Below are 23,154 nucleotides of genomic sequence, written 5' to 3' on the forward strand. Positions count from 1 at the left end.
TTAAAAGTTGTCAGTGGAAGTGAACACGCCGACCCGAAGGCCTTCGGCAGTGTAGATCTCGCGCCCGTCGACAGTGACCGAACCATCGGCGATGGCCAGGTTCAGCTTGCCCTTGAGAACGCGTTTGATGTGAATGTTGTAGGTGACTTTCTTGGCGGTCGGCAGGACCTGGCCAAAGAACTTCACTTCGCCCGAACCCAGGGCACGCCCGCGGCCCGGCAGGCCTTGCCAGCCCAGGTAGAAACCGACCAGCTGCCACATGGCGTCGAGGCCCAGGCAGCCCGGCATGACCGGATCGCCTTCGAAATGGCAGGCGAAAAACCACAGGTCAGGGGTGATATCCAGCTCGGCGACCAATTCACCTTTGCCGTACTTGCCACCCTCTTCGCTGATATGGGTGATGCGATCCACCATCAGCATGTTCGGGGCGGGCAGTTGCGCGTTACCTGGGCCGAACAGCTCACCGCGACTGCAGCGCAGCAGGTCTTCCCGGGTAAAGGCGTTTTGTTTGGTCATGCGAGCTCCTCAATAATCCCATGCGGCAGGGCCGGGTAAATCTTCCCGACCGACTGAAGCGTGCTTGCCTCACGTCGGCAGCCTACAGGTAGACTATTGCGTTGTAGTGAAAGTCACAGCATCAAGGACATGAATGTACACTTGTGCACTGAAATTTTAAACCGGGCTTATTTATGGGCCCGCTCGGGTGCCTAAGACTGCCGCACTTTCGCCTTTCACGCCAGTCGCAGTTGGCTGATGATGCCCATCTAATGCACCCAGCGCTGTAGGATTTGCTGCAAATCCGTACGTTTGAACGGCTTGGCCAGGTAATCGTTCATCCCGGCGGCCAGGCACGCTTCGCGATCGCCCTGTAACGCATTGGCCGTCAGGGCAATGATCGGCAGGTCGGCGCAGCCAGGCAGCTGACGAATCTGACGGGTGGCTTCATAGCCGTCGATCACCGGCAGTCGGCAATCCATCAAAATCGCCGTGAAAATCAGGCTTTCGGCACTGCGAATCGCTTCGGCGCCATCAGTGGCGATGCTCACCTCGAACCCCAGGCTGCGCAGCATGGCCTCGACCACGGTGCGGTTGACCGGGTTGTCTTCCACCAGCAGCACATTGCGGCCGTCACCGGCGCTGGCTTTATGCGGGGTGTCCGCAGCAATCTGCGGCAGGCTTTGCTGGTAGATCGCCAGCGGGATTTCCAGGGTGAACACCGAACCCAGGCCTTCTTCGCTCTGGGCGCGCAGGGTGCCGCCCATCCGCTCGGCCAGGGTGCGGGCAATCGGCAGGCCCAGGCCGGTACCGCCGTAACGCCTGGAGATAGAGCTGTCAGCCTGTTGAAAGGCGTCGAACATCAGCTCCAGGCGCTCGGCCGAAATACCAATCCCGGTGTCGCGTACCGTGCAGGTGAACCACAGCAGTTCATGGTCCAGGGTTTGCCAGTTGGGCTCGACGCTGACCGTGCCCTGTTCGGTGAACTTCAGTGCATTGCCGATCAGGTTCACCAGGATCTGCCGGATCCGCGTCGGGTCACCCTGCACGCGCAACGCTTCCATGCCCGGCGGGATTGGCAACTCCAGGACCAATCCGCGCTGTATGGCGCTGTGCTGGAACGCCTGGGCGCAGCTGTTGATCAGGTCAACCAGATTGAACGGAATATGCTCCAGCTCCAGGGCCGAGCGTTCGATACGCGAGAAGTCGAGGATATCGTTGATGACTTTGAGCAGGTGTTCGGTGGACTCCGAGGCCAGTGCGGCGTACTCGGTCTGTTCGTCGGTCATGGAGGTGGTTTCGAGCAATTGCAGCATGCCCAGTACGCCATTCATCGGCGTGCGCAATTCGTGGCTCATCATCGCCAGGAAGTCGGATTTGGCGCTGTTGGCACGCTCGGCTTCCTCGCGCGTCTGGATCAACTGGGCCATGGCTTGCTGCTGCTCGCGACTGGCGTGGTGCAAGCCTTCGGCCAGGTTGTTGATATGGCGGGACAGGTCACCCAGTTCGGAGTCATCGACAATTGGCAGTGGGGTTTTGTAGTCGCCCCGCTGGATTGCCTTGACCGCATGCCCCATGGCGCTGATCGGTTGCGACAGGCTGGCAGCCAGGCGCCGCGCCAGCAGGAAGGTAAAGAGCAGGGCAAACAACGCAAGGATCCCGGCCTTGAAGAGGATTTCCTGTTGGCGCTGACTGAAGGCGTCGTTGGACATGCCGACGATCACCCGGCCCAGATAGTCGGCCTTGGGGGCCTTGGGCTGCGCGGTGTTGTCCTGGAAAAAGTCGTTGCCCAGCTGGATATGCTGCAAGCGAATCGGGGCCTGGAAGATTTTTACCGACAACGAGCGGTCATGCTTTTCCGTGGGTTGTTCGACATAGACCAGGATGTTTTCTGCGCTGTCCTGGATTTCCAGGAAGCGCACATGCGGCGTGGCCAGGGTCGCCCGCAGCAGGCTGTCGAGCACGTCGTTGTTGCCCGAGATCACGCCATACTCGGTGGCTGGCGCCAGTTGGTTGGCGATCAACTGGCCGGTGTGGTCCAGTTCCTGGCGCAGGTCCTGGATCCGCACGAAGGTAAAGAAGCTGATCAGCAGCAGTGTCAGCAACAGGGCCGGGCCCAGGGTGATGATTTGGGTTCGGGTATTGATATCCCAACGGCGACGCAAGGTCATGGGTGTTTCTCCCCTTCGGCCAATCGGGTCGCGACGGCGGTCTCGTCCACCTGTTCGATCCCCAGCGAGCGCGCCACTTGCGGGTTGCCCACGACTTTGAAGTGTTCCGGGTACAGCGAGCGCGGCCAGCCGGCCGGCGGGTGATCGAGCAGGCGGTTGAGCACATCCAGCCAGTCAGCCTGGTCGCTGTAGGTACTGGCCAGGCTGCCGGCCCGCACGAAACCGGCGTTGGGCCCGATCAGCGGCAATTGCCTGGCGTAGCTGCTCAACAGCAGGTTTTTCACGGTCTTCGGGTTGTATAGCTTTGGATCATCCAGGCCCAGTAACACATCGCTGCTTTTAAACAGGCTGAGCAGAGGGCGACTGTCATTAATGTTGTCCCAGGGCTGGGCGACGATTTCCAGGCCCAGGGCCGTGGCATGCTGGCGCAGTTCCGGCAGCAGGAACTCGCTGTCGTTGCCGTACAACACGCCAATGCGCTGGGCCTGGGGCAAGATATTGGCGATCAGGCGCAACTGCCGGTCCAGGGACGGGTCGCTCCACAGCAGGCTGATCTTGCCGGGCACATGGTTGCCCAGGCGTTGGCGGGCTTGCAGGCGGCTGATGCGCAGCACCAGCGTCGCCGGGCCCTGGGTGTCCTGCAGGCGCCAGTCGAGGCTGGGCAAGTCCAGCAGGATCAGGCGGGTGCTGGCCGGCAATTGACCGGGTGCGGGCATGTCTTGCAGCGCCTTGAAGGTGACCTCATCAACGGGGCGTTGCACGCGCAGGGCCTGGGCAAAGGCCTGCACGCCAGGGCTGTCTTGGGCGGCGGTCAGCAGGATTTCGGCGCTCCACGCGGGCATGGCCAATGCCAGGCTGGCGAGCAGCAGGCAGCGGCGCCAGAACCTGGTGCCGGGAAGGGCGGTCATCCTTGACTGGGCAGGGGTCATGTCAGAACTCTAACTCCGCGCTGAAGTAGAGCACATGGCGTTGGTCGTAGTTGTTGTCGATCTGGGTGGTGGGCTGGTTATCGAGGCGTTGTTGCAGCATGCCGGCCAGCTCCAGGTTGGCCTTGCCCAGGGCGATGCGCTTGGCGACCCGCATGTCGACCCGTTCAAAGCGATATTGGTTAAGTGCATCGTCCCCATAATAGAACAGCGCGCTGGACCAGCCATGCCCCCACTCGCGCATCCAGCCGGCCGAACCGCTGTTGCGCGCGGTCTGTTGCTGGTCCAGCGGGTTGCTGGCGCTGGCATCGACGTAAGCATAGGTCAGGCGTAGCCGGTCGGCGCTACTGACGTGCCAGTCCAGTTGGGTTTCGGCGCCGGCAAACCGTGAGCGGTTACTGTTGCTGGCAATGTACTGGTTATTGCGCAGGGGCTCGCTGATCATGCCGGTGATTTCGTCATAGAACAGCTTGATGTCGAGGTTCAGCCCGCTATCGGCAAAAAAGCCGTTGTAGCCCAACTCCCGGGAGCGCATCAGTTCCTTGTCGAGGTTGCCCGGGCCGCGGGTCTTGACGAAATACTGGCCGGTTGTCTGCCCGTAGGCGGGGGAGCTGAGGCCAGTGACCCGGTAGCTCCAGTTGACGTTGTTCTCGAACATGTCCGGCGAGCGGATCGCTTCGGAGTACACCGCGCGCAACCCGTGGCGCGGGTTGATCAGGTAATTGACCGCAACCCTGGGCGTGAGCGAGTTACCGCTCAAGTGGGTGTTTTCGTACATCGCCCCGCCCTGCAACAACCAGTGTTCGCTGGCCCGCCATTCCAGATGGCCGAACAGGCGCCAGGTGGTGTCGTCCAAGGTGCCATTGAAATAGGTGTCAGAGTCGGCGCGGTCGTAGCGGTAATTCATCCCACTGACCAGTCGCAGGCTGTCGGACAGGCTCAGGGTGTCTTGTACTTCGAGGTCGTAGCGGCTTTCCTTGGTGCTCTGGTCGATATTGCCGCAGACGCTTTCCTTGCCGCCGTTATTCCATTGCTTCAGGACCTCTTCGGCCAGCGCCTGCTCGGCGGCAGAGCCTGGCGGTGGGCTGCCGTTTTCATAGTCCTTTATGTGCCGCGCCAACTGCTCGGCGTAGTTGGGGTTCATCTGCCACAGTTGCGTCAACTGCGGGCTGAACGACACCTTGGCGTCGCAGGCTTTCCAGACCTGCCGACGGTCCCATTGTTGCGCCGAACCCTGGATATACAGGCTGTGATCGGGGTTGAAGTCGAAGTTCCAGCGCAGGGATGCGGCGTAGTCCTTGGCGGTGACGTCGGAGTCGGTGCCACCGTCGGTAATCCCGGCGAACACTGGCTTGTAGGTGTATGGCCGCTGATTGGTCCCTTCCTTGGCGTTGAGTTGCCAGTCGATGCTCTGCTGCTGGTTCAGCACCTGGCTGACCGCCAGGCTGAAGCGGCTGAGCCGCCGGCTGTCGCGGTAGTCGGCGCCGACCCGGTCGCTGTCAAAGCCATCATCCTGTTGCCCGGACAGCGACAGTCGCAGGTTGCCGGTGTCCCAGCCCAGGCCCTGGCTGGCATACCAGTCGTTGATCCCGCGCTCGCCCCGGGTCATTTTCATCCGGGTACCCAGGCTGTTGGCCGGCGAGCGAGTGAGGATATTGACCACCGCCATCAGCGCATTGGCGCCATAGCTGACGGTATTGGGGCCACGGAACACTTCGATCCGCTCGATATCTTCCATGGCGACTGGAATGTCGCTCCAGTCCACGGTGGCCAGGCCGGCGCGGTACACCGAGCGGCCATCGATCAGCACTTGCATGCGCCGCGCTTCGTTGGCGCTGGTGCCGTGGTAGTTGACGGCGGCCTGGTTGCCCGAGGTGTAGCCCACCATCATCCCCGGCACCAGGCGCAGCAGCTCGGCAATATCGCGTGCACCACTGGCCTTGATCAATTCGCTGTCGATCACCGTCATGCTGCCAGGCACGGCGGCGGCCGACTGCTTGAGCCGGGTTGCCGTCAGGACTTGGGGCAGCGGCTGGTTGTCGAGGAACAAATCGTCGGCCAGCAACGGCGTACTGACCAGCAGCGCCAGTAACAGAGATGAACGAGGAGGAGGGCCCAAATACACGGCACGGCCTTGATAATTACGGATAGCCGACCATGTTAACTGAGGCGAGCGCTTTTGCCAGTCGGCGCTATCGCAATTACTGTGGTCCATTCGGCCATTTTCCGACAATCGTGGGAAATCACAGAAGGGCTGGTCGCCGTCAGGTCGGCCCGTATAATGCCGCCATCGCCACTGGTATGGATTAACGGATTGCATATGACTGAACAGCGCCCAATTGCGGTCCTGGGAGGCGGAAGTTTTGGTACCGCCGTGGCTAATCTACTGGCTGAAAACGGCCATCAGGTGCGCCAGTGGATGCGCGATCCCGAACAGGCCGAGGCCATCCGGGTCAACCGGGAGAACCCGCGTTACCTCAAGGGTATCAAGATTCATGCGGCGGTCACGCCGGTCACCGACCTGCAGGCCACCCTGGATGACTGCGACCTATGCTTTGTCGCGTTGCCCTCCAGCGCCCTGCGCACGGTGTTGGCACCCCATGCCGAGCGGCTGGCGGGCAAGATGCTGGTCAGCCTGACCAAAGGCATCGAGGCCCAGACCTTCAAGCTGATGAGTGAAATCCTTGAGGAAATCGCGCCCCAGGCCCGTATCGGTGTGCTTTCCGGGCCGAACCTGGCACGCGAAGTGGCTGAACATGCCTTGACCGCGACCGTGGTCGCCAGTGAAGACGAGGCTTTGTGCGAGCGCGTGCAGGCGGTGCTGCATGGCCGTACCTTCCGGGTCTACGCCAGTGCCGACCGCTTTGGCGTGGAACTGGGCGGCGCGTTGAAAAACGTCTACGCCATTATCGCCGGCATGGCCGTGGCTCTGGGCATGGGCGAAAACACCAAGAGCATGCTGATCACTCGCGCCCTGGCGGAAATGACCCGCTTTGCGGTCAATCAGGGTGCCAACCCCATGACTTTCCTCGGCCTGGCCGGAGTCGGTGACCTGATCGTCACCTGTTCGTCACCCAAAAGCCGCAACTATCAGGTGGGTTTCGCCCTGGGCCAGGGCCTAAGCCTGGAAGACGCCGTCACCCGCCTCGGTGAAGTGGCCGAAGGGGTCAATACCCTCAAAGTACTGAAGGCCAAGGCCCAGGAAACCGGGGTCTATATGCCGTTGGTCGCCGGCCTGCACGCGATCCTGTTCGAAGGGCGCACCTTGAACCAGGTCATCGAGTTGCTGATGAGGGCCGAACCCAAGACCGATGTCGACTTTATTTCCACCAGTGGTTTCAACTGAGGAACGCGCGATGAACGATCCGAAAACAGCACCCAAGTATGAATCCATCGGCCTGCGCATCCTGTGGATGCTGGTGTTTGCCCTGGTCTGGCAAGTGGCCCAGTTCCTCCTCGGGGCGTTGGTGGTGGTGCAGTTGATCTACCGCCTGATCTACGGCGCGCCGAACCTGGGCCTGATGAACTTTGGCGACAGCCTCAGCCAGTTCCTCGCCCAGGTTGGCCGTTTTGGCAGCTTCCACAGCGAGCAGAAACCCTGGCCCTTCGCCGACTGGCCAACCGCGCGCGCCCCGGAAGGCGAGGCCGCCCACAGCGTGCCGCCGGCCCCGCACCCGGTGCGTGATGAAGAGCCCAAGCTATGAAACTGTGGGTATTGCGTCACGGTGAAGCCGAGTCCCATGCGCCGAGCGATGCCCAGCGCAACCTGACCGAGCGTGGTCGCCAGGAGGCGTTGCATAGCGCTGCCCACCTGATCGGCGCTGACATCAAGGCCATCATCGCCAGCCCCTACGTGCGGGCGCAGCAGACCGCGCAACTGGTGCGTGAGGCGTTGGGCTTTGCTCCTGAAATTCGCACGGCTGCGTGGCTGACGCCGGATGGCAATCCGTTGCAAGTGCTGGAGAAACTCGACACCGATGACAATGTGCTGCTGGTCAGCCATCAACCCTTGGTGGGCAACCTGATCAGCTTTTTGCAGCACGGTCACCAGCGCCAGCCCCAGCCGATGCACACCGCCAGCCTGGCGGAGCTGGAAGGGGACTTTCCGTTGGCGGGGTTGATGAGCCTCAATAGCGTCAAAAACCCCTGATTTTTCAGGCACAACACAATCAAGCTGTGGGAGCGGGCCCTTTCCCAAATAAGTATTTTCCACCGTTTGATTGTGTTATGCCTGCAAGGAACTTGCAGTGCTCCTTTGTGCATGGAATAGTCAACCAAGCAAGTGCTTGGTTGGCTGCCATCTGAACACACAGGAGCGCGTCCCATGTCTGTCGCTTTTCGTTTGCCGCTGCAGGTCTTCTTTGAACGTGAGGCGCGCCATCCGCGCCAGCGCTTCCTGGTCCAGCCCATTGGTGGCGGCGAGGTGCAGACCCTCACCTGGGGCGAGGTCGGCCATCAGGCACGTTGCGCTGCCCATTGGCTGCGCGCTCGTGAACTGCCCCAGGGCTCGCACATTGCCCTGATCTCGAAAAACTGCGCGCACTGGATCATCGCCGACCTGGCGATCTGGATGGCCGGGCATGTCTCGGTGCCGCTGTATCCCAACCTTACCGCCGACTCCGTGGCCCATGTGCTGGAGCACTCCGAGGCGGCGTTGGTGTTTATCGGCAAGCTCGACGACTGGCCGGCCATGGCCCCGGGCGTCAAGGCCGGGCTTGCGACTATCAGCCTGCCGCTGTGCCCCGAGGGCCAGTTCGATTTCACCTGGGCCGACCTGCAAGCCTGCTCGCCGATCCAGGATGACCCTGCGCCGGCGGCCACAGATCTGGCCACCATCATCTACACCTCCGGCACCACCGGCTTGCCTAAAGGCGTGATGCACACCTTCGGCGGCCTGGGGTTTGCGGCGACCCGCGGCACCGAGCTGTTTGGCCTGGGGGAGGGCGACCGCCTGCTGTCCTACCTGCCGCTGTGCCATGTGGCCGAGCGCATGTTTGTCGAAATGGCCTCGATCTACACCGGGCAAACCGTGTTTTTTGCCGAAAGCCTCGACACGTTCCTCTCCGATCTCCAACGCGCCCGGCCCACGGCCTTGTTTGGCGTGCCGCGGATCTGGACCAAGTTCCAGATGGGCGTCTACGCAAAAATCCCGGAAAAACGCCTGGAATGGCTCTTGCGTCTGCCGTTTATCGGCAAGCGGGTTGGCCACAAAGTCCTCGCCGGCCTTGGGCTGGACGCGGTGCGGGTGGCCCTGTCCGGCGCCGCGCCAGTGCCCGAAGCGCTGCTGCGCTGGTACCTGCGCCTGGGCCTGGATGTGCTGGAGGTATATGGCATGACCGAAAGCTGTGGCTATTCCCATGTCTGTCGCCCCGGCCAGCAGAAGATCGGCTGGATCGGCCTGGCGTGCCCGGACGTGGAGGTGCGCATTGATCCGGCCGGCGAAGTCCAGGTGCGCAGCGGCGCGACCATGCTCGGCTACTTCAAGGACCCGCAGAAAACCGCCGAGACCCTCACCGAGGACGGTTTCCTGCGCACAGGTGACAAGGGCGAGCAGGATGGCGAAGGCCGCTTGCGCCTGACCGGGCGTCTCAAGGAGATCTTCAAGACCAGCAAGGGCAAGTACGTCGCCCCGGCGCCCATCGAAAACCGCCTGGCGGAGCATGGGCGCATCGAACAGGTGTGCGTGGTCGGTGATGGCCTGAGCGCACCGATGGGCTTGTGCGTACTGTCTGCGGTGGGCCTGCAGGAGGCCGCCAGCGAGGCCCGGCATTCATTGCACGGCAGCCTGGAGCGCTTGCTGGAGGAGGTCAACCAGGCGCTGGATAAACATGAGCGCTTGCGTCAACTGGTGGTAGTGAAAGACAGTTGGGCGGTGGAAAACGGCTTTCTGACGCCGACCCTGAAGATCAAGCGCAACGTCATCGAGTCAACCTACGGCCCACAGTTCCAGGCCTGGAGCGCGCGCTCCGAGGCCGTGCTGTGGCAGGATTGAGCATTCAATAAAATCAATAAGGACACTGCAATGAGCCTGTGGCGCACCGTTCCCAACATCGAGCAAATCAACGCCAGACAGAAAAACACCATTGGTGAAGTGCTGGATATCCGCTTCGAGAGCTTCGACGACGAATCCCTGACCGCGAGCATGGTGGTCGACCATCGCACCCATCAACCCTATGGGCTGCTGCACGGCGGGGCCTCGGTGGTGTTGGCCGAAACAGTGGGCTCCGTGGCCAGCTACCTGTGCATCGACGCCAGCAAGTTCTATTGCGTGGGTCTGGAAATCAATGCCAACCACTTGCGCGGCCTGCGTTCCGGGCGGGTGACAGCGGTGGCCCGGGCGATCCATATCGGGCGCACCACTCATGTCTGGGATATTCGCCTGACCAGCGACGAGGGCAAGGCCAGTTGCGTATCGCGCCTGACCATGGCCGTGGTGCCCCTGGGCGAAAACCCGCCGGCGCGATAGGCGTGGCGTGAGTGTCATCATTCCTGGCAGTTACAGTCATTGCTGTGGCGGCCGGGCATGGGGACAATCGATTTCTGTTTTGGATGATGGGCTGGTTATGTCGCAACATGTGTTTTTCACTCATGCCAATGGCTTCCCTTCGGCGACCTACGGCAAATTGTTCGACGCCCTGGCGCCGGAGTACGCGGTGGCGCACCTGTCGCAGCACGGTCACGATCCGCGGTTTCCGGTGGACGACAATTGGCAGAACCTGGTGGACGAGCTGATCCACCACCTGGAGCAGCAACCGGAGCCGGTGTGGGGCGTGGGCCATTCACTGGGTGGGGTGTTGCATTTGCACGCGGCCCTGCGCTGCCCGCAGTTGTATCGCGGTGTGGTAATGCTCGACTCGCCGGTGCTGACCCTTGCCGACCGTTGGGTGATTCGCGCGGCCAAGCGTTTTGGCTTGATTGATCGCCTGACGCCTGCTGGCCGCACCCTGGGCCGGCGCGAAGAGTTCTCCGACCTGGACGCCGCCCGCCAATATTTTTCCGGCAAGACGCTGTTTCGCGGGTTTGACCCCGAATGCCTGGAGGCCTACCTGCAACACGGCTTGCACCAGGTTGGCGATCGCCTGCGCCTGCGGTTTGACCCGGCAACCGAAATCAGTATTTACCGGGGCGTGCCGCATACCAGCCCTGGCCAGACTCGCCAATTAAAAGTGCCACTGGCCGTGGTGCGCGGTCGGCAGAGCCGGGTAGTGATGCGCCACCACGCCAGCGGCGTCGCGCGCCTGCCCATGGGCGAGATGCTGACTATGCCCGGCGGCCACATGTTCCCCCTTGAGCGTCCGCAGGACACGGCGGCCTTGATCAAGAACCTGTTTACCCGCTGGGAAGCCCGCGAGCGCAGCTGCGCATGACCACACCCGTCGAAGAAGTACGCCTGAGCCTGCCGCATATCGAGCTGGCGGCCCACCTGTTCGGCCCGGAAGACGGCCTGCCGGTGATAGCCCTGCATGGCTGGCTGGACAACGCCAACAGTTTCGCGCGCCTGGCGCCCAAACTGCAGGGCTTGCGCATTGTCGCCCTGGACATGGCCGGTCACGGCCACTCGGCCCACCGCCCGGCTGGCGCCGGTTATGCCGTGTGGGATTACGTGTTTGATGTGTTGCAAGTGGCCGAGCAACTGGGCTGGAAACGTTTTGCATTACTTGGCCACTCCCTCGGCGCGATTGTCTCTACGGTGTTGGCCGGGGCCTTGCCAGAACGTGTGACGCACCTGGGGTTGATCGACGGTGTGATCCCGCCGACTGCCACCGGCGAGAACGCCGCCGAGCGCCTGGGCATGGCCTTGCAGGCGCAAATCAATCTGCAAGACAAGCGCAAACCGGTGTACAGCACCCTCGACCGGGCCGTGGAGGCGCGGATGAAGGGCGTGGTCGCCGTCAGCCGCGAAGCCGCGGAACTCCTGGCCCAGCGCGGCTTGATGCCGGTGCCGGGCGGTTATACCTGGCGCAGCGACAGTCGCCTGACCCTGGCATCCCCGATGCGCCTGACGGAAGAACAGGCCATGGCCTTCGTGCGTCGGGTGGCGTGTCCTACGCAGTTGGTCGTTGCGCAAGAGGGCATGTTGGCCAAGCATCCCGAGTTGCTTGCGCAGCTTCCTTTCGCTGTAACCACCCTTGCAGGTGGCCATCATTTGCACCTGAACGACGAGTCGGGGGCTGCTCTTGTTGCAGACTGTTTCAATCGGTTCTTCACCGCGCCTTGACTTGACGGGGTCAACTGTCGAGGCTGGGCGGATTGAAAGGGAGTCAACCATGAACAATCCGAATACCGCGAAGGCATCCACCGGCCAAGGCGCACCGATCCGATGAGTAGTGCCAAGGGAGTTATCCGTGTACTTGGGCTGTGCTGTATCAGCCCGTTGGTCTTCGCTGCCGATGTACCAGGGAGCCAGGATTTGCCCAGCGTAGTCCGTCAGGTGGATGCGCAGATTGTCGACTACCGGCCCGCCGAAGAAAAAGAACGCATCTACCCCATGGGCGCGATCCGCAAGATCAGCGGCCAGTTGCGTTACGAAGGCCAGGCCACGGCGCGTGGCCAAGTGACAGCCATTACCTATGAGTTGCCCGCCGAACACAGCTCCAGCGCGGCCTTCAAGTCCACGCGTGAGGCATTGCAAGAGCAGGGTGCGCAGTTGCTGTTCTGGTGCCAGGCCCGCGATTGTGGCGAAAGCAGCCTCTGGGCCAATGAAGTGCTGGGTAATGCCAAGCTGGTCGGCGCCGATGGCCAGCAGGAATTCCTGCTGCTACGTCTCGCAGCCCCCCAGGACAATTCCCTGGTGGCGCTGTACGGCATCACTCGCGGTAATCGTCGGGCTTACCTGCATGTCGAGCAAATGGACGCCAGTGCGCCACTGGGGCAATTGCTGCCGACCTCGGCCACGCTGCTGCGCGAATTGAAAAGCACCGGCGACCTGGATTTCCCCTTGTTGGGCACTGAGCCCGACACAACGTGGTTGACCCTGATTTCCCGTGGATTGAACCTCGATACCACCTTGCGGGTCAGTTTGAGCGGGCCCAACGCCGAAGCCTGGCGCCAGGGCCTGATCGACAAGGGCGTACGCGCGGCGCGATTGGAAACCGGCACGGGTGAGGCCAAGGGCCTGCATCTGCAAGTGATCCGCTGATCGTTCCAGGGCGAACGGACCCGTGCCGTTCGCCTAAGCTCTAGCTCTACAAACTTCTTTTCGAGAAACCACATGCTCAACAATGATCGCCTGCTGGTGCAGATCCTGCTCCTGGTGCTGTTTGGTGCCAGTTTCTGGGTGATGGCGCCGTTCTGGTCGGCGCTGTTCTGGGGCGCGGTGCTGGCATTTGCCAGTTGGCCGCTGATGCGCCTGTTGACCCGCGCCCTGGGCGGCCGCGAATCCTTGGCGGCCGGGATCCTGACCTTGGGCTGGATGTTACTGGTGGCGGTGCCGCTGGTGTGGTTGGGCTTCAACCTGGCCGACCATGTACGTGACGCCGTGACGCTGATCAAGGATGTGCAGGTCGATGGCTTGCCCGAAGCACCGACGTGGCTGGGTTCGATCCCCTTTGTCGGGGAACGGCTGGTGGGCATGTGGGACAGCATCGACCAGCAGGGCGCGGCCTTGATGGTCACAATCAAGCCGTACCTGGGGCAGGTCGGCAACTGGTTGCTGGCCCGTAGCGCACAGATCGGCGGCGGCATCCTGGAACTGACCCTGAGCCTGGTGTTTGTGTTCTTTTTCTACCGCGATGGCCCGCGCCTGGCGATGTTCGTCCACCGTTTGCTGGAGCGCTTGATCGGTGAGCGTGCCGGTTACTACATCGACCTGGTGGCCGGTACGGTGCAGCGGGTGGTCAACGGTGTGATCGGCACTGCCGCTGCCCAGGCACTGCTGGCGCTGATTGGCTTCCTGATTGCCGGGGTACCCGGGGCGCTGGTGCTGGGGATTGTCACCTTCCTGCTGAGCCTGATTCCCATGGGCCCGCCACTGGTCTGGATCCCGGCCACTGCCTGGCTGGCCTGGAAGGGCGATTACACCTATGCGGTGTTCCTCGGCGTCTGGGGCACATTCGTCATCAGCGGCGTGGACAACGTACTCAAACCGTACCTGATCAGCCGCGGCGGCAACCTGCCGTTGGTGATCGTGTTGCTGGGGGTGTTTGGTGGGTTGATTGCGTTTGGCTTTATCGGCTTGTTTATCGGGCCGACATTGTTGGCGGTGGCGTACAGCCTGTTGACGGATTGGAGTGCGAGCCAGGCGCAGGTGCGCCGGGAAGACAAGGCAGGCTGATCCCTTTAGGAGCCTGCAAGCCGGCTCTGACGGCCTTGAGGCTTGCGGTAAACGAATGTATCGGCTTTGAAATATTAGCCCGTTCTCCCTGTTAAATGAGCGCTTGCCGAGGATTTACCGATCATCGGATCCCGCAAAGCCGCTGCTTGCGCTACAATCCGCGCCGATTTCGACTTGCCTGAGAGCCCATTCCAATGTCCGTCTGCCAGACTCCTATCATCGTCGCCCTGGATTACCCCACCCGTGACGCCGCGCTGAAGCTGGCTGACCAGTTGGACCCCAAGCTTTGCCGGGTCAAGGTCGGCAAGGAACTGTTCACCAGTTGCGCCGCAGAAATCGTCGGCACCTTACGTGACAAGGGCTTCGAAGTATTTCTCGACCTGAAATTCCACGATATCCCCAACACTACCGCGATGGCGGTCAAGGCTGCTGCCGAAATGGGCGTGTGGATGGTCAATGTCCACTGTTCCGGTGGCCTGCGCATGATGGCCGCGTGCCGTGAAGTGCTGGAGCAACGCAGCGGTCCCAAGCCCTTGCTGATCGGTGTGACCGTGCTGACCAGCATGGAGCGTGAAGACCTGGCCGGTATCGGCCTGGATATCGAGCCTCAGGAGCAGGTCTTGCGCCTGGCGGCCCTGGCGCAGAAGGCCGGCCTCGATGGCCTGGTCTGCTCGGCGCTGGAAGCCCAGGCGTTGAAGGCCGCCCATCCGGCGCTGCAATTGGTGACTCCGGGGATTCGTCCAGCGGGCAGCGCCCAGGACGACCAGCGTCGTATCCTGACCCCGCGCCAGGCGCTGGATGCCGGTTCCGATTACCTGGTGATCGGTCGCCCGATCAGCCAGGCGGCTGACCCGGCCAAGGCCCTGGCGGCCGTGGTCGCCGAAATCGCCTGATGTCCTTGGGCTAAAAATGTGGGAGCTGGCTTGCCTGCGATAGCATCACCTCGGGGTTACTGAAAAACCGAGGCGTCTGCATCGCACGCAAGCCAGCTCCCACATTGGTTTGTGGTGTATCAGTTGACCTTCAGCACCAACTTGCCAAAGTTCTCGCCGTTGAACAGCTTCATCAGCGTCTCCGGGAATGTCTCCAGTCCTTCGACAATATCTTCCTTGCTCTTGAGCTTGCCCTGGGCCATCCAGCCGGCCATTTCCTGCCCGGCCGCGGCAAAGTTCGCCGCATGATCCATCACCACAAAGCCTTCCATGCGCGCCCGATTGACCAGCAGTGACAAGTAGTTGGCCGGGCCCTTCACGGCTTCCTTGTTGTTGTACTGGCTGATGGCTCCACAGATCACCACCCGCGCTTTCAACGCGAGGCGGCTGAGCACTGCGTCGAGGATATCGCCGCCGACGTTATCGAAATACACATCCACGCCTTTCGGGCATTCGCGCTTGAGGGCCGCCGGCACGTCTTCGCTCTTGTAGTCGATGGCCGCGTCGAACCCCAGTTCATCCACCAGAAACTTGCACTTGTCGGCGCCACCGGCAATCCCCACCACACGACAGCCCTTGATCTTGGCGATCTGCCCGGCAATGCTGCCCACCGCACCGGCGGCGCCGGAGATCACCACGGTATCGCCAGCCTTGGGCGCGCCGGTATCGAGCAGGGCGAAGTAGGCGGTCATGCCGGTCATGCCCAGCGCCGACAGATAACGCGGCAGCGGTGCCAGTTTCGGATCGACCTTGTAGAAACCACGCGGCTCGCCGAGGAAGTAATCCTGCACGCCCAGGGCACCATTGACGTAATCGCCGATCGCGAACTTCGGGTTGTTCGAGGCGATGACCTGGCCTACGCCCAGTGCACGCATGACTTCGCCGATGGCTACCGGCGGGATGTAGGATTTGCCTTCATTCATCCAGCCACGCATGGCCGGGTCGAGGGACAGGTATTCGTTGCGCACCAGCACCTGGCCATCTGCCAGGTTACCCACCGGCACTTCCTGATAGGTGAAGGTGTCCCGCGTGGCCGCGCCGACCGGGCGTTTGGCAAGCAGGAATTGGCGGTTGGTCTGGGCAGTCATGGCAAGGACTCTGGGTAAATGGACCTCAAGTGATAGACCTTCCAGGCCATGGGAGCAAGCTCGGCCGATCACTGCGAATGCTCGCCGATAGGCTGGGTTGATAGTGAGCCCAGCAGGCTTATCACTGCCACGCATGGGCGTCCAACCGGCCCTCTGATAGTGCTGACGCGCGGCGCTGGCTCCTGGCTATGCTGGGTCCAAAGGCATTCATCCAAGGATAATAAGCATGAGCATGACGTTTTCCGGCCAGGTTGCCCTGGTCACCGGCGCCGCCAACGGCATTGGCCGCGCCACGGCGCTGGCATTTGCCCAGGAAGGCTTGAAAGTGGTGGTCGCCGACCTGGATGTGGCGGGCGGCGAGGGTACGGTCGCGTTGATCCGCGAGGCAGGCGGCGAAGCGGTGTTCGTGCGCTGCAACGTCACCCTGGAGGCGGATGTACAACAACTGATGCAGCAGGTGTTGAACAGCTATGGTCGCCTGGACTATGCGTTCAACAATGCCGGCATCGAGATTGAACAGGGCAAGCTGGCTGACGGCACCCTGGACGAGTTCGACGCCATCATGGGCGTCAACGTCAAGGGCGTGTGGTTGTGCATGAAGTATCAGTTGCCATTGCTGCTGGCCCAGGGCGGTGGGGCGATCGTCAATACCGCATCGGTGGCCGGGTTGGGGGCTGCGCCGAAGATGAGCATTTATGCAGCGTCCAAGCATGCGGTGATCGGCCTGACCAAGTCGGCGGCCATCGAATATGCGAAAAAGAAAATCCGCGTCAACGCGGTGTGCCCGGCGGTGATTGACACGGACATGTTCCGCCGTGCCTATGAAGCCGATCCGCGCAAGGCCGAATTTGCCGCCGCCATGCATCCGGTCGGGCGTATTGGGACAGTCGACGAGATTGCCAGCGCGGTGCTCTATCTGTGCAGCGATGGTGCTGCGTTCACCACCGGTCATGCGTTGGCCGTAGATGGTGGTGCGACGGCTATTTAGGACCTGCTGCCCTGCGCCACTGAGAAAGTGATTTCGAGTGCTGTGGGGCGTTTCCGCAGGTGGCAAGATGCCCTGATTCATTGTGTTTCAATAGGTAAATATCTCAATAAAATCAATGATTTAATAAAAATATGAGCGAAGTGATCCTGACCTTCTGTGCTTAACTGTTTTGAGTTAAATGCCAAACAGTTGAAGGGGGTGGCTCATGGATTTAGGGATCAATCGACAAGCCCTTGTACCGGTGGTTCAGCAAATCGTCAGTGCCATTGCTGCGTGGATTCGGGAGAGCGGGGTCAGCCCTGGAACGCGCCTGCCTTCCATCCGGCAACTGGCCCATGACAACCTGCTCAGTCAATCCAGTGTGATCGAGGCCCTTGAGCGCATGGTGGCTGAAGGGGTGCTGGCCTCAAGAGCCGGCTCGGGGTTTGTGATCGCGGCACAACCGACTGCCAGCAGCTCACTGGCTGAGTGCCAGTGGTATGAGGGCGCGGAGCGCAGGTGGGGTGCCTTTACCGATAACCAGTTGGGCGAATTGAAGCTGGGGTGCGGTTGGCTGCCGGACTCCTGGCGTGAAGCGGATGACATCAGCTACGCGATTCGCGAAATCAGCCGCACCGATACCGCAGGGGTTTTCAACTACAGCACGCCCCTGGGGTTGCCGGTGTTGCGTGAACAGTTGCACAAACGCCTGGCCCAGATTCAGGTAGCCAGCAGCGCCGAGCGGATCCTCACCACCCACGGTGCCAGTCATGCCCAGGATTTGTTGATACGCACCTTGCTCAAGGCTGGCGACACAGTGGTGGTTGAAACGCCTGGCTACGGCAACTTGTATCGTCAGTTGGCTTTTCATGGTGTCAGGTTGCTGGAGGTCCCCAGGACCCGCAGCGGCCCGGATATTCAAACCCTGGAAACGCTTTTGGTCAGCCACCACCCCAAGTGCCTGTTCATCAACAGCCTCTACCACAACCCGACTGGCACCAGCCTTTCACGCGGGGTGGCCGAGCGCCTGTTGCACCTGGCCAGCACCCACGACTTCCTGATTGTCGAGGAAGATGTCTATGGCGACCTGCAACACGCTTCCTGTATCCGGCTGGCGGCGCTGGCCCATGATGATCGGGTCATCTATGTTTCAAGCTTTTCCAAGACCCTGAGCAGCGCCCTGCGGGTCGGCTATCTGACCGCCAGCACGGCGCTTATCAGCCAGGTGCTCAAGCTCAAGACCTTGACGGGCATGGGCACCTCACGCTTCGCCGAAGCCATGGTGGCCAGCCTCTTGGCCAATGGCACCTACCGCAAATGGGTGCAACGCCTGCGCCGACGGTTGAGCGCGGAGATGGCGAAGACCTTGCAGGTGCTGGAGGACGAAGAGTGGGAAGTCTTTGCAGTGCCAGCGGGCGGCATGTTTGTTTGGGCGCGCCCAGGGCCAGGGGGTGGCTCAAGGTTGCACGCACGGGCCCGACAGCTTGGGGTCTTGCTGTCTTCCGGGGAGCTGTTCAGCCCGACTGGCGAGCATGCTGACTGGCTACGGATCAATGTGGCCTACGCCTGCGATCATCGGGCCTTGGCGTTGTTCAAGGCCATGGGGCCTGCGGGATCGACCTCCACCATTCTGAAAACGACGGGGATGTAGCTTTTTGCCATTATTGTGCTGGCAATGACTTGTGCTCCGGGGGGTGTCGTTGCGAATCTCGTTGCATGCAAACCCGGCCTGCCGGGATTCGCCACGCCAAGAGGGTTAAGCGTAATGATTTCGGCCGTGCAACGACGATTTGCCAATCTTGGGTTGGCCCGGAAACTGGCGCTGGGCTTTGCCCTGGTCTTGCTGTTGACTGCCTTGGTGGCGGCGATTGGCGTGTGGTCCCTGCAAAGCGTTGGCCAGCGTTTTGTGGGGCTCAAGGGCATGTCCTCGCTCAATCAGGGGCTGCTGAACGTGCGCTTGATCGAGCAGGAGTATGCGTTGCGCACCGATGCCAAGTCGGTCGAGACCCTGCATGAACGGGTCGACAGCCTGGTGGCCGAAGCCCTGGCACTCGACATGACCGAGGTCGAGCAGGCGTTGGGTGCCTATCGCAAGGCGTTTGACGAGTTTGTCGAGCTGACCCAGGCCAAGGACCTGGCACTGGAAATGGCCAGTTGGTCGGTGTCCAGCGTCGCCAATAACCTTGATGTCTTGCAGGCCGGCCTGGCCGACGACGGGGCCTATGGCCTCAAGGAAAGCCAGGGCAGGGAGGGCGGCGAGTTTGTCGAGCAGGCCGGGCAGGTGGGGCAGGTCTCGCGACTGATGTTGCAAGCCATGAATGAAGCGCGGGTGCGCCTGGACCAAAGCCGCAAGGGTGATGAGGACAGTGCCGGGCAGGGCCGCATCGAACAGGCTGACCAGGCCCTGGCCCAGGCCGAGCAACTGAAGACCCTGGTCAAGGACCCTGGCTATCAGACCGTGCTCAATGAAGTGGTTGGGCATATCGGCGCCTTCAGCGAAAAGCTCACCGAATACACCGGCCTGCTGGCCCAGGAGAAAATCGTCTACCAGCAGTTGCATGAGCGGGCGGCGCAGGTGGTGTCACAGGTCAACCAGGCCTATGCGACGCAGGACCAGTCGATGCAGGCGCAGTTGGCCAAGAGCAGCCTGCTGATCATTGTTTCATCGGCCCTGGCCTTGTTGGTGGGGGTGATTGCGGCGTGGGTGATTACCCGGTTGATCGTCATGCCGCTACGCAGCGTGATTGCCGTGGCCCGGCAGATTGCCGCAGGGGATCTCAGCGGGCGCATGGAGATGAGCCGACAGGACGAGATGGGCCAATTGATGCAGGCGATGCAGCAGATGGGCGGTGGCCTGAGCAACATGGTTAGCGGGTTGCAGGCTGGGATTGAGCAGTTGGCCAGCTCGGCCCAGTCGCTGTCCAGCGTGACCGAGCAGACGAATATCGAAGTCAGCAGCCAGAAAGAAGAGACCGAGCAAGTCGCCACCGCCATGAACCAGATGGCCGCCACGGTGCACGATGTGGCTCGCAATGCCGAGCAGGCCGCGCAAGCGGCACAGACCGCCGACGATAAAGTCGACAGCGGCCAGCAGGTGGTACGCCAGAGCTTGCAGCGCATCGAGTTGCTGGCCAGTTCGGCGACATCCGCCAGCTCCAGCATCGAGAGCCTGAGTGCCGAGATCCAGAACATCGGCAGCGTGTTGGAGGTGATCAAAAGCGTCGCCGAGCAGACCAACCTGTTGGCGCTCAACGCGGCCATCGAGGCGGCACGCGCCGGCGAGCAGGGGCGAGGTTTCGCGGTGGTCGCCGATGAAGTGCGTGCATTAGCCAGGCGCACCCAGCAATCGACGGAGGAAATCGAACGTCTGGTCAGCACCTTGCGCAGTGCTGCACAGTCTTCAGTGCGGGATATCCAGCACAGCAGCGAGCTGGTGAAACTGGCCGTCAGTGATGCCCTGGAAACCGAAAGCGCCTTGGGCAGCATTGCGGCGGCGGTCTCGCTGATTCAGCAGATGAACCAACAGATCGCGGCTGCGGCCGAGCAGCAGAGTTCAGTGGCCGAAGAGATTAACCGCAGCGTCACCAGCATTCGCACGAGTGCCGATCAATCGGCGCTGAGTATGCAGGGCAACGCTGCATCGAGTGTCGAGCTGGCGCAGTTGGGCGCGCAGCTCAAGGGCATGGTGGGGCACTTTCGTCTGTGATCAGGTGTGAGTGGCCAGGAAGGTCAGCAGCGCCCCGTTGACGAACTCGGGGTTTTCCCTGCTGGAGATATGCCCAGCGTCCGGGATCAACACCCATGGGCAGCCGATCAGCTCGGCCATTTCCTTGGTTTCTGCTGGTGGGCGCGGCTGGTCCTCGTTGCCGCACATCACCAGCGTGGTGTCGGCAGGCAGGCGGCACAACCCTTCCAGCGCATCCTCGCGACCGAAGATCAGGCGGCCCAGAGGAACAATGCTGTCGAGAAGGCGCTCCCTGGGGAATTCGCGCAGGGACTGACGGAAGTCCTGATACAGCGCGCAGGTGGGGTCGATGCCGGGACGAAAGAAGATCGGCACGATGATATCCAGCAGCGGCTCGGGGATAGCGCCAGCGGCCTCGATTGCATTGAGCAGGGCGAAGTATTTTTCGCGGGTCGCGTCGGGCTCTGCGCCCAGGTAAGTGTCCATCAGCACCAGGCTGTTGATCCGCTCGGGTGCCAGTAGCGCCAGCGGGGCGCCCCACATGCCGCCTACCGATAAACCGACCAGGTTGACCTTGGCGATGTTCAGGTGGTCCAGCAGTGACAGCATCTGGCGCGCCAGATCGTTCATGGAGCGGGTCTGGGATGGCAGTGGCCCGGATTTACCGTGGCCCCACAACTCGGGAACAATCACCCGGTAGTGTTGTGACAGGGCCTCGATCTGCGGCGCCCACATCTGGTGGTCCCACAGGTAGCTCTGCCCAAGCAGGACAGCCGGACCGCAGCCTTGGTCCACGTAGTGCAAGGGTTGATCATCAATGACGACAATAGGCATAGCGGGCCTCGTTCGTTAAAAGAAGCGCTATTTTCTACGCGAATGTCAGGGGCGGCGATAGGTGCAGAATGATGGCAACGGATGCAGAAAATGCACCCGTCAGTCCAGTGCAGGAGGGATCAATCGTAGATGACTTTCTTTTTCCATTCGGCATCCGCGTCATCGGCTTTCAAGCCTTCGGTCAGCTCATTGACCTCTTCTGCGGTTTGCTGGCTGTTGGTCAGCACCATGGAGTTGGCGCGTGCCAATTGTTTCTCCAAAAGTTGCAAGTGCTGGCTGTAGGCCGCCGGTTCAGGCTGCTTGCGCAGGTACTGCACACCGCGTTCGAACGCCAGGCGTGCCTGGCCGGGTTGCGCCTGTTGCAGGGCGTGCTGGCCCAGATTGTTGAAAAACTCGATATGCAGCAGCACCAGCAGGTGGCGGATTTCACGGATCCAGTGCTTGGCCTCATTGGTCGGCAAAAAACCGTCCTGGGCGGCACGGGTGACTTGACCGTGCAGCGCTTCCAATAAGAAGCGCACATCCTTGGCCTTGGCTTCGGTCTGGATCGGCCCCGGCGGGTTGTTCACCGGAATCGATTCGCCCTGGCCGACCAGGGCTTCAAGTTCGGCAATACGCGCCTTGATGGTTGCGCTGGATTTGTTGAGGTGGAGCATGCGTTGGTTGACGTTCAGTTCCAGGCGGGTCAGCAGCAGTTTGAGCTGCGGTGTCATCAATTGACCGGGGAACGTCTCGGTGATCTCTCCGCAGCGCCGCAGCCGGTCGTTGAGCTCAATCTGGGCCCGGGCCTTTTCCAGTTTGTTGTTTTCCACCACATGGTTCATGTAGCCAATGGCGATCAGTATTACGATCCCGGCTATTACCAGCAGGGTGATCATGAGTGGTGTCACCGGTGTGACCTCTTTATGGGATGTGCGTTGAAGTGTAGTGATTGGCGCATGCGGCGGATAGGACTCTTCGACGAGATGAGTCAGTGCTTTCCTCTATATAGATAGGCTTTGCCTGAGTAGATGCACATTGCCATCATTTGCCGGCGGGGACTATAACGTCTTGTCGGGCGTCAGAATATAGGCGTCAAAGCCTGGACAGCGAGAAACCCTGACGGTGCTTGTAAAGCAGGGCGAAGTCATTGATTTAAATAAATTTATCCTTGGGGGTTGACGACCTTTCAATCCATCCATAGAATGCGCGCCACTTACAGCGTAAAGCACACAGCGAAACGCGGTAGGGAGTGAATGTTGTACGTGTGTCCCCTTCGTCTAGTGGCCTAGGACACCGCCCTTTCACGGCGGTAACAGGGGTTCGAGTCCCCTAGGGGACGCCATTGCGGGAATAGCTCAGTTGGTAGAGCACGACCTTGCCAAGGTCGGGGTCGCGAGTTCGAGTCTCGTTTCCCGCTCCATTTTTAAACAGTGTGGCTTTCGGGCGGCACTGAGTGAAACCAGGACCAAGTCTTCGGACAAGGCCTCTGGGCACTGGAATACACACCATGTGTTTCAGTTAGCGTGTCCCCTTCGTCTAGTGGCCTAGGACACCGCCCTTTCACGGCGGTAACAGGGGTTCGAGTCCCCTAGGGGACGCCATTTGCGGGAATAGCTCAGTTGGTAGAGCACGACCTTGCCAAGGTCGGGGTCGCGAGTTCGAGTCTCGTTTCCCGCTCCATATTCAACAAAAAACGCCGATCAGTGATGATCGGCGTTTTTGTTTGTCTGCGATTTATGGCTGGCGGGCTCAAACGGCTGGTCAATGGTTCGATAAACCCGAATGAGCCTCTGATTCATGG

General features: G+C 61.3%; 20 protein-coding genes and 4 tRNA genes. 17 read left to right on the top strand and 7 right to left on the bottom strand.

Going from position 1 to position 23,154, the window contains the following annotated elements:
- The 4 genes from fabA to BFQ03_RS15735 all read right to left on the bottom strand — a co-directional run bounded on the left by fabA (position 1) and on the right by BFQ03_RS15735 (position 5,717).
- A complete protein-coding gene (gene fabA / locus BFQ03_RS15720) occupies positions 1-516 on the bottom strand; it encodes a 3-hydroxyacyl-[acyl-carrier-protein] dehydratase FabA (RefSeq protein ID WP_032859207.1) in 516 nt (171 codons plus the stop codon).
- 248 nt (positions 517-764) lie between these two features.
- Positions 765-2,666 (bottom strand): ATP-binding protein, encoded by a 1,902-nt coding sequence (locus BFQ03_RS15725; protein ID WP_032859209.1) that lies wholly within the window; start codon positions 2,664-2,666, stop codon positions 765-767.
- A complete protein-coding gene (locus BFQ03_RS15730; RefSeq protein WP_032859211.1) occupies positions 2,663-3,595 on the bottom strand; it encodes an ABC transporter substrate-binding protein in 933 nt (310 codons plus the stop codon). Before BFQ03_RS15730 ends, BFQ03_RS15725 begins: the two co-directional genes overlap by 4 nt.
- 1 nt (position 3,596) lies before the next feature.
- The gene (locus BFQ03_RS15735; protein WP_065943516.1) at positions 3,597-5,717 is read right to left on the bottom strand and encodes a TonB-dependent receptor plug domain-containing protein; all 2,121 of its coding nucleotides are present in this window, start codon (positions 5,715-5,717) and stop codon (positions 3,597-3,599) included.
- Between the two features lie 195 nt (positions 5,718-5,912).
- On the opposite strand from BFQ03_RS15735, the gene BFQ03_RS15740 reads away from it, so the two are divergent.
- From BFQ03_RS15740 to pyrF, 10 genes are all read left to right on the top strand, one after another.
- On the top strand, positions 5,913-6,938 hold the full coding sequence (locus BFQ03_RS15740; RefSeq protein ID WP_032859214.1) for an NAD(P)H-dependent glycerol-3-phosphate dehydrogenase: 1,026 nt from the start codon (positions 5,913-5,915) through the stop codon (positions 6,936-6,938).
- A 10-nt stretch (positions 6,939-6,948) separates the two neighbouring features.
- Positions 6,949-7,296: a DUF4389 domain-containing protein gene (locus tag BFQ03_RS15745; RefSeq protein WP_032859216.1), complete on the top strand. Its 348-nt coding sequence runs from the start codon at positions 6,949-6,951 to the stop codon at positions 7,294-7,296.
- Positions 7,293-7,742 carry a phosphohistidine phosphatase SixA gene (gene sixA / locus BFQ03_RS15750; protein ID WP_032859218.1) on the top strand — a complete coding sequence of 150 codons (450 nt, stop codon included), beginning with the start codon at positions 7,293-7,295 and terminating at the stop codon, positions 7,740-7,742. Before BFQ03_RS15745 ends, sixA begins: the two co-directional genes overlap by 4 nt.
- 174 nt (positions 7,743-7,916) lie before the next feature.
- Positions 7,917-9,584 carry an AMP-binding protein gene (locus tag BFQ03_RS15755; RefSeq protein WP_065943517.1) on the top strand — a complete coding sequence of 556 codons (1,668 nt, stop codon included), beginning with the start codon at positions 7,917-7,919 and terminating at the stop codon, positions 9,582-9,584.
- Between the two features lie 30 nt (positions 9,585-9,614).
- Positions 9,615-10,058 carry a hotdog fold thioesterase gene (locus BFQ03_RS15760; protein WP_065943518.1) on the top strand — a complete coding sequence of 148 codons (444 nt, stop codon included), beginning with the start codon at positions 9,615-9,617 and terminating at the stop codon, positions 10,056-10,058.
- A 97-nt stretch (positions 10,059-10,155) separates the two neighbouring features.
- Positions 10,156-10,959 carry an alpha/beta fold hydrolase gene (locus BFQ03_RS15765; RefSeq protein ID WP_032859223.1) on the top strand — a complete coding sequence of 268 codons (804 nt, stop codon included), beginning with the start codon at positions 10,156-10,158 and terminating at the stop codon, positions 10,957-10,959.
- Positions 10,956-11,810 carry an alpha/beta hydrolase gene (locus BFQ03_RS15770; protein WP_065943519.1) on the top strand — a complete coding sequence of 285 codons (855 nt, stop codon included), beginning with the start codon at positions 10,956-10,958 and terminating at the stop codon, positions 11,808-11,810. Before BFQ03_RS15765 ends, BFQ03_RS15770 begins: the two co-directional genes overlap by 4 nt.
- Positions 11,811-11,912: 102 nt before the next feature.
- Complete coding sequence (locus BFQ03_RS15775) at positions 11,913-12,731, top strand: DUF4892 domain-containing protein (protein WP_032859226.1); 819 nt, start codon at positions 11,913-11,915, stop codon at positions 12,729-12,731.
- A 72-nt stretch (positions 12,732-12,803) separates the two neighbouring features.
- Positions 12,804-13,865, top strand: coding sequence for an AI-2E family transporter (locus BFQ03_RS15780; RefSeq protein ID WP_032859229.1), 1,062 nt, complete (start codon positions 12,804-12,806; stop codon positions 13,863-13,865).
- Positions 13,866-14,059: 194 nt separating this feature from the next.
- Positions 14,060-14,758 carry an orotidine-5'-phosphate decarboxylase gene (gene pyrF / locus BFQ03_RS15785; RefSeq protein ID WP_029292743.1) on the top strand — a complete coding sequence of 233 codons (699 nt, stop codon included), beginning with the start codon at positions 14,060-14,062 and terminating at the stop codon, positions 14,756-14,758.
- Positions 14,759-14,877: 119 nt separating this feature from the next.
- On the opposite strand, the gene BFQ03_RS15790 is transcribed toward pyrF, so the two are convergent.
- Positions 14,878-15,885, bottom strand: a complete 1,008-nt coding sequence (locus BFQ03_RS15790) for an NADP-dependent oxidoreductase (RefSeq protein WP_032859232.1) — start codon at positions 15,883-15,885, stop codon at positions 14,878-14,880.
- 226 nt (positions 15,886-16,111) lie between these two features.
- On the opposite strand from BFQ03_RS15790, the gene BFQ03_RS15795 reads away from it, so the two are divergent.
- From BFQ03_RS15795 to BFQ03_RS15805, 3 genes are all read left to right on the top strand, one after another.
- Entirely contained in the window at positions 16,112-16,873 is a 762-nt protein-coding gene (locus BFQ03_RS15795; protein ID WP_032859235.1) for an SDR family oxidoreductase, read from the top strand.
- A gap of 205 nt (positions 16,874-17,078) precedes the next feature.
- Positions 17,079-18,503: an aminotransferase-like domain-containing protein gene (locus tag BFQ03_RS15800; RefSeq protein ID WP_065943520.1), complete on the top strand. Its 1,425-nt coding sequence runs from the start codon at positions 17,079-17,081 to the stop codon at positions 18,501-18,503.
- A 114-nt stretch (positions 18,504-18,617) separates the two neighbouring features.
- Positions 18,618-20,558 carry a methyl-accepting chemotaxis protein gene (locus BFQ03_RS15805; RefSeq protein WP_065943521.1) on the top strand — a complete coding sequence of 647 codons (1,941 nt, stop codon included), beginning with the start codon at positions 18,618-18,620 and terminating at the stop codon, positions 20,556-20,558.
- Here BFQ03_RS15805 and BFQ03_RS15810 read toward each other — a convergent pair whose 3' ends face one another.
- The gene (locus BFQ03_RS15810) at positions 20,559-21,371 is read right to left on the bottom strand and encodes an alpha/beta fold hydrolase (RefSeq protein WP_065943522.1); all 813 of its coding nucleotides are present in this window, start codon (positions 21,369-21,371) and stop codon (positions 20,559-20,561) included.
- A gap of 119 nt (positions 21,372-21,490) precedes the next feature.
- Complete coding sequence (locus BFQ03_RS15815; protein ID WP_065943523.1) at positions 21,491-22,261, bottom strand: hypothetical protein; 771 nt, start codon at positions 22,259-22,261, stop codon at positions 21,491-21,493.
- A gap of 358 nt (positions 22,262-22,619) precedes the next feature.
- Here BFQ03_RS15815 and BFQ03_RS15820 point away from each other — a divergent pair.
- The 4 genes from BFQ03_RS15820 to BFQ03_RS15835 all read left to right on the top strand — a co-directional run bounded on the left by BFQ03_RS15820 (position 22,620) and on the right by BFQ03_RS15835 (position 23,033).
- Positions 22,620-22,695: transfer RNA gene (locus BFQ03_RS15820), tRNA-Glu, on the top strand.
- A 2-nt stretch (positions 22,696-22,697) separates the two neighbouring features.
- A tRNA-Gly gene (locus BFQ03_RS15825) sits at positions 22,698-22,773 on the top strand.
- Between the two features lie 105 nt (positions 22,774-22,878).
- Positions 22,879-22,954 (top strand) — tRNA-Glu (locus BFQ03_RS15830).
- Positions 22,955-22,957: 3 nt separating this feature from the next.
- Positions 22,958-23,033, top strand: a tRNA-Gly gene (locus BFQ03_RS15835).
- Positions 23,034-23,154: the final 121 nt, after the last annotated feature.

The sequence above is a fragment of the Pseudomonas sp. 25 R 14 genome (genome assembly GCF_900004755.1).
In the GTDB taxonomy this organism is placed as follows: domain Bacteria; phylum Pseudomonadota; class Gammaproteobacteria; order Pseudomonadales; family Pseudomonadaceae; genus Aquipseudomonas; species Aquipseudomonas brenneri.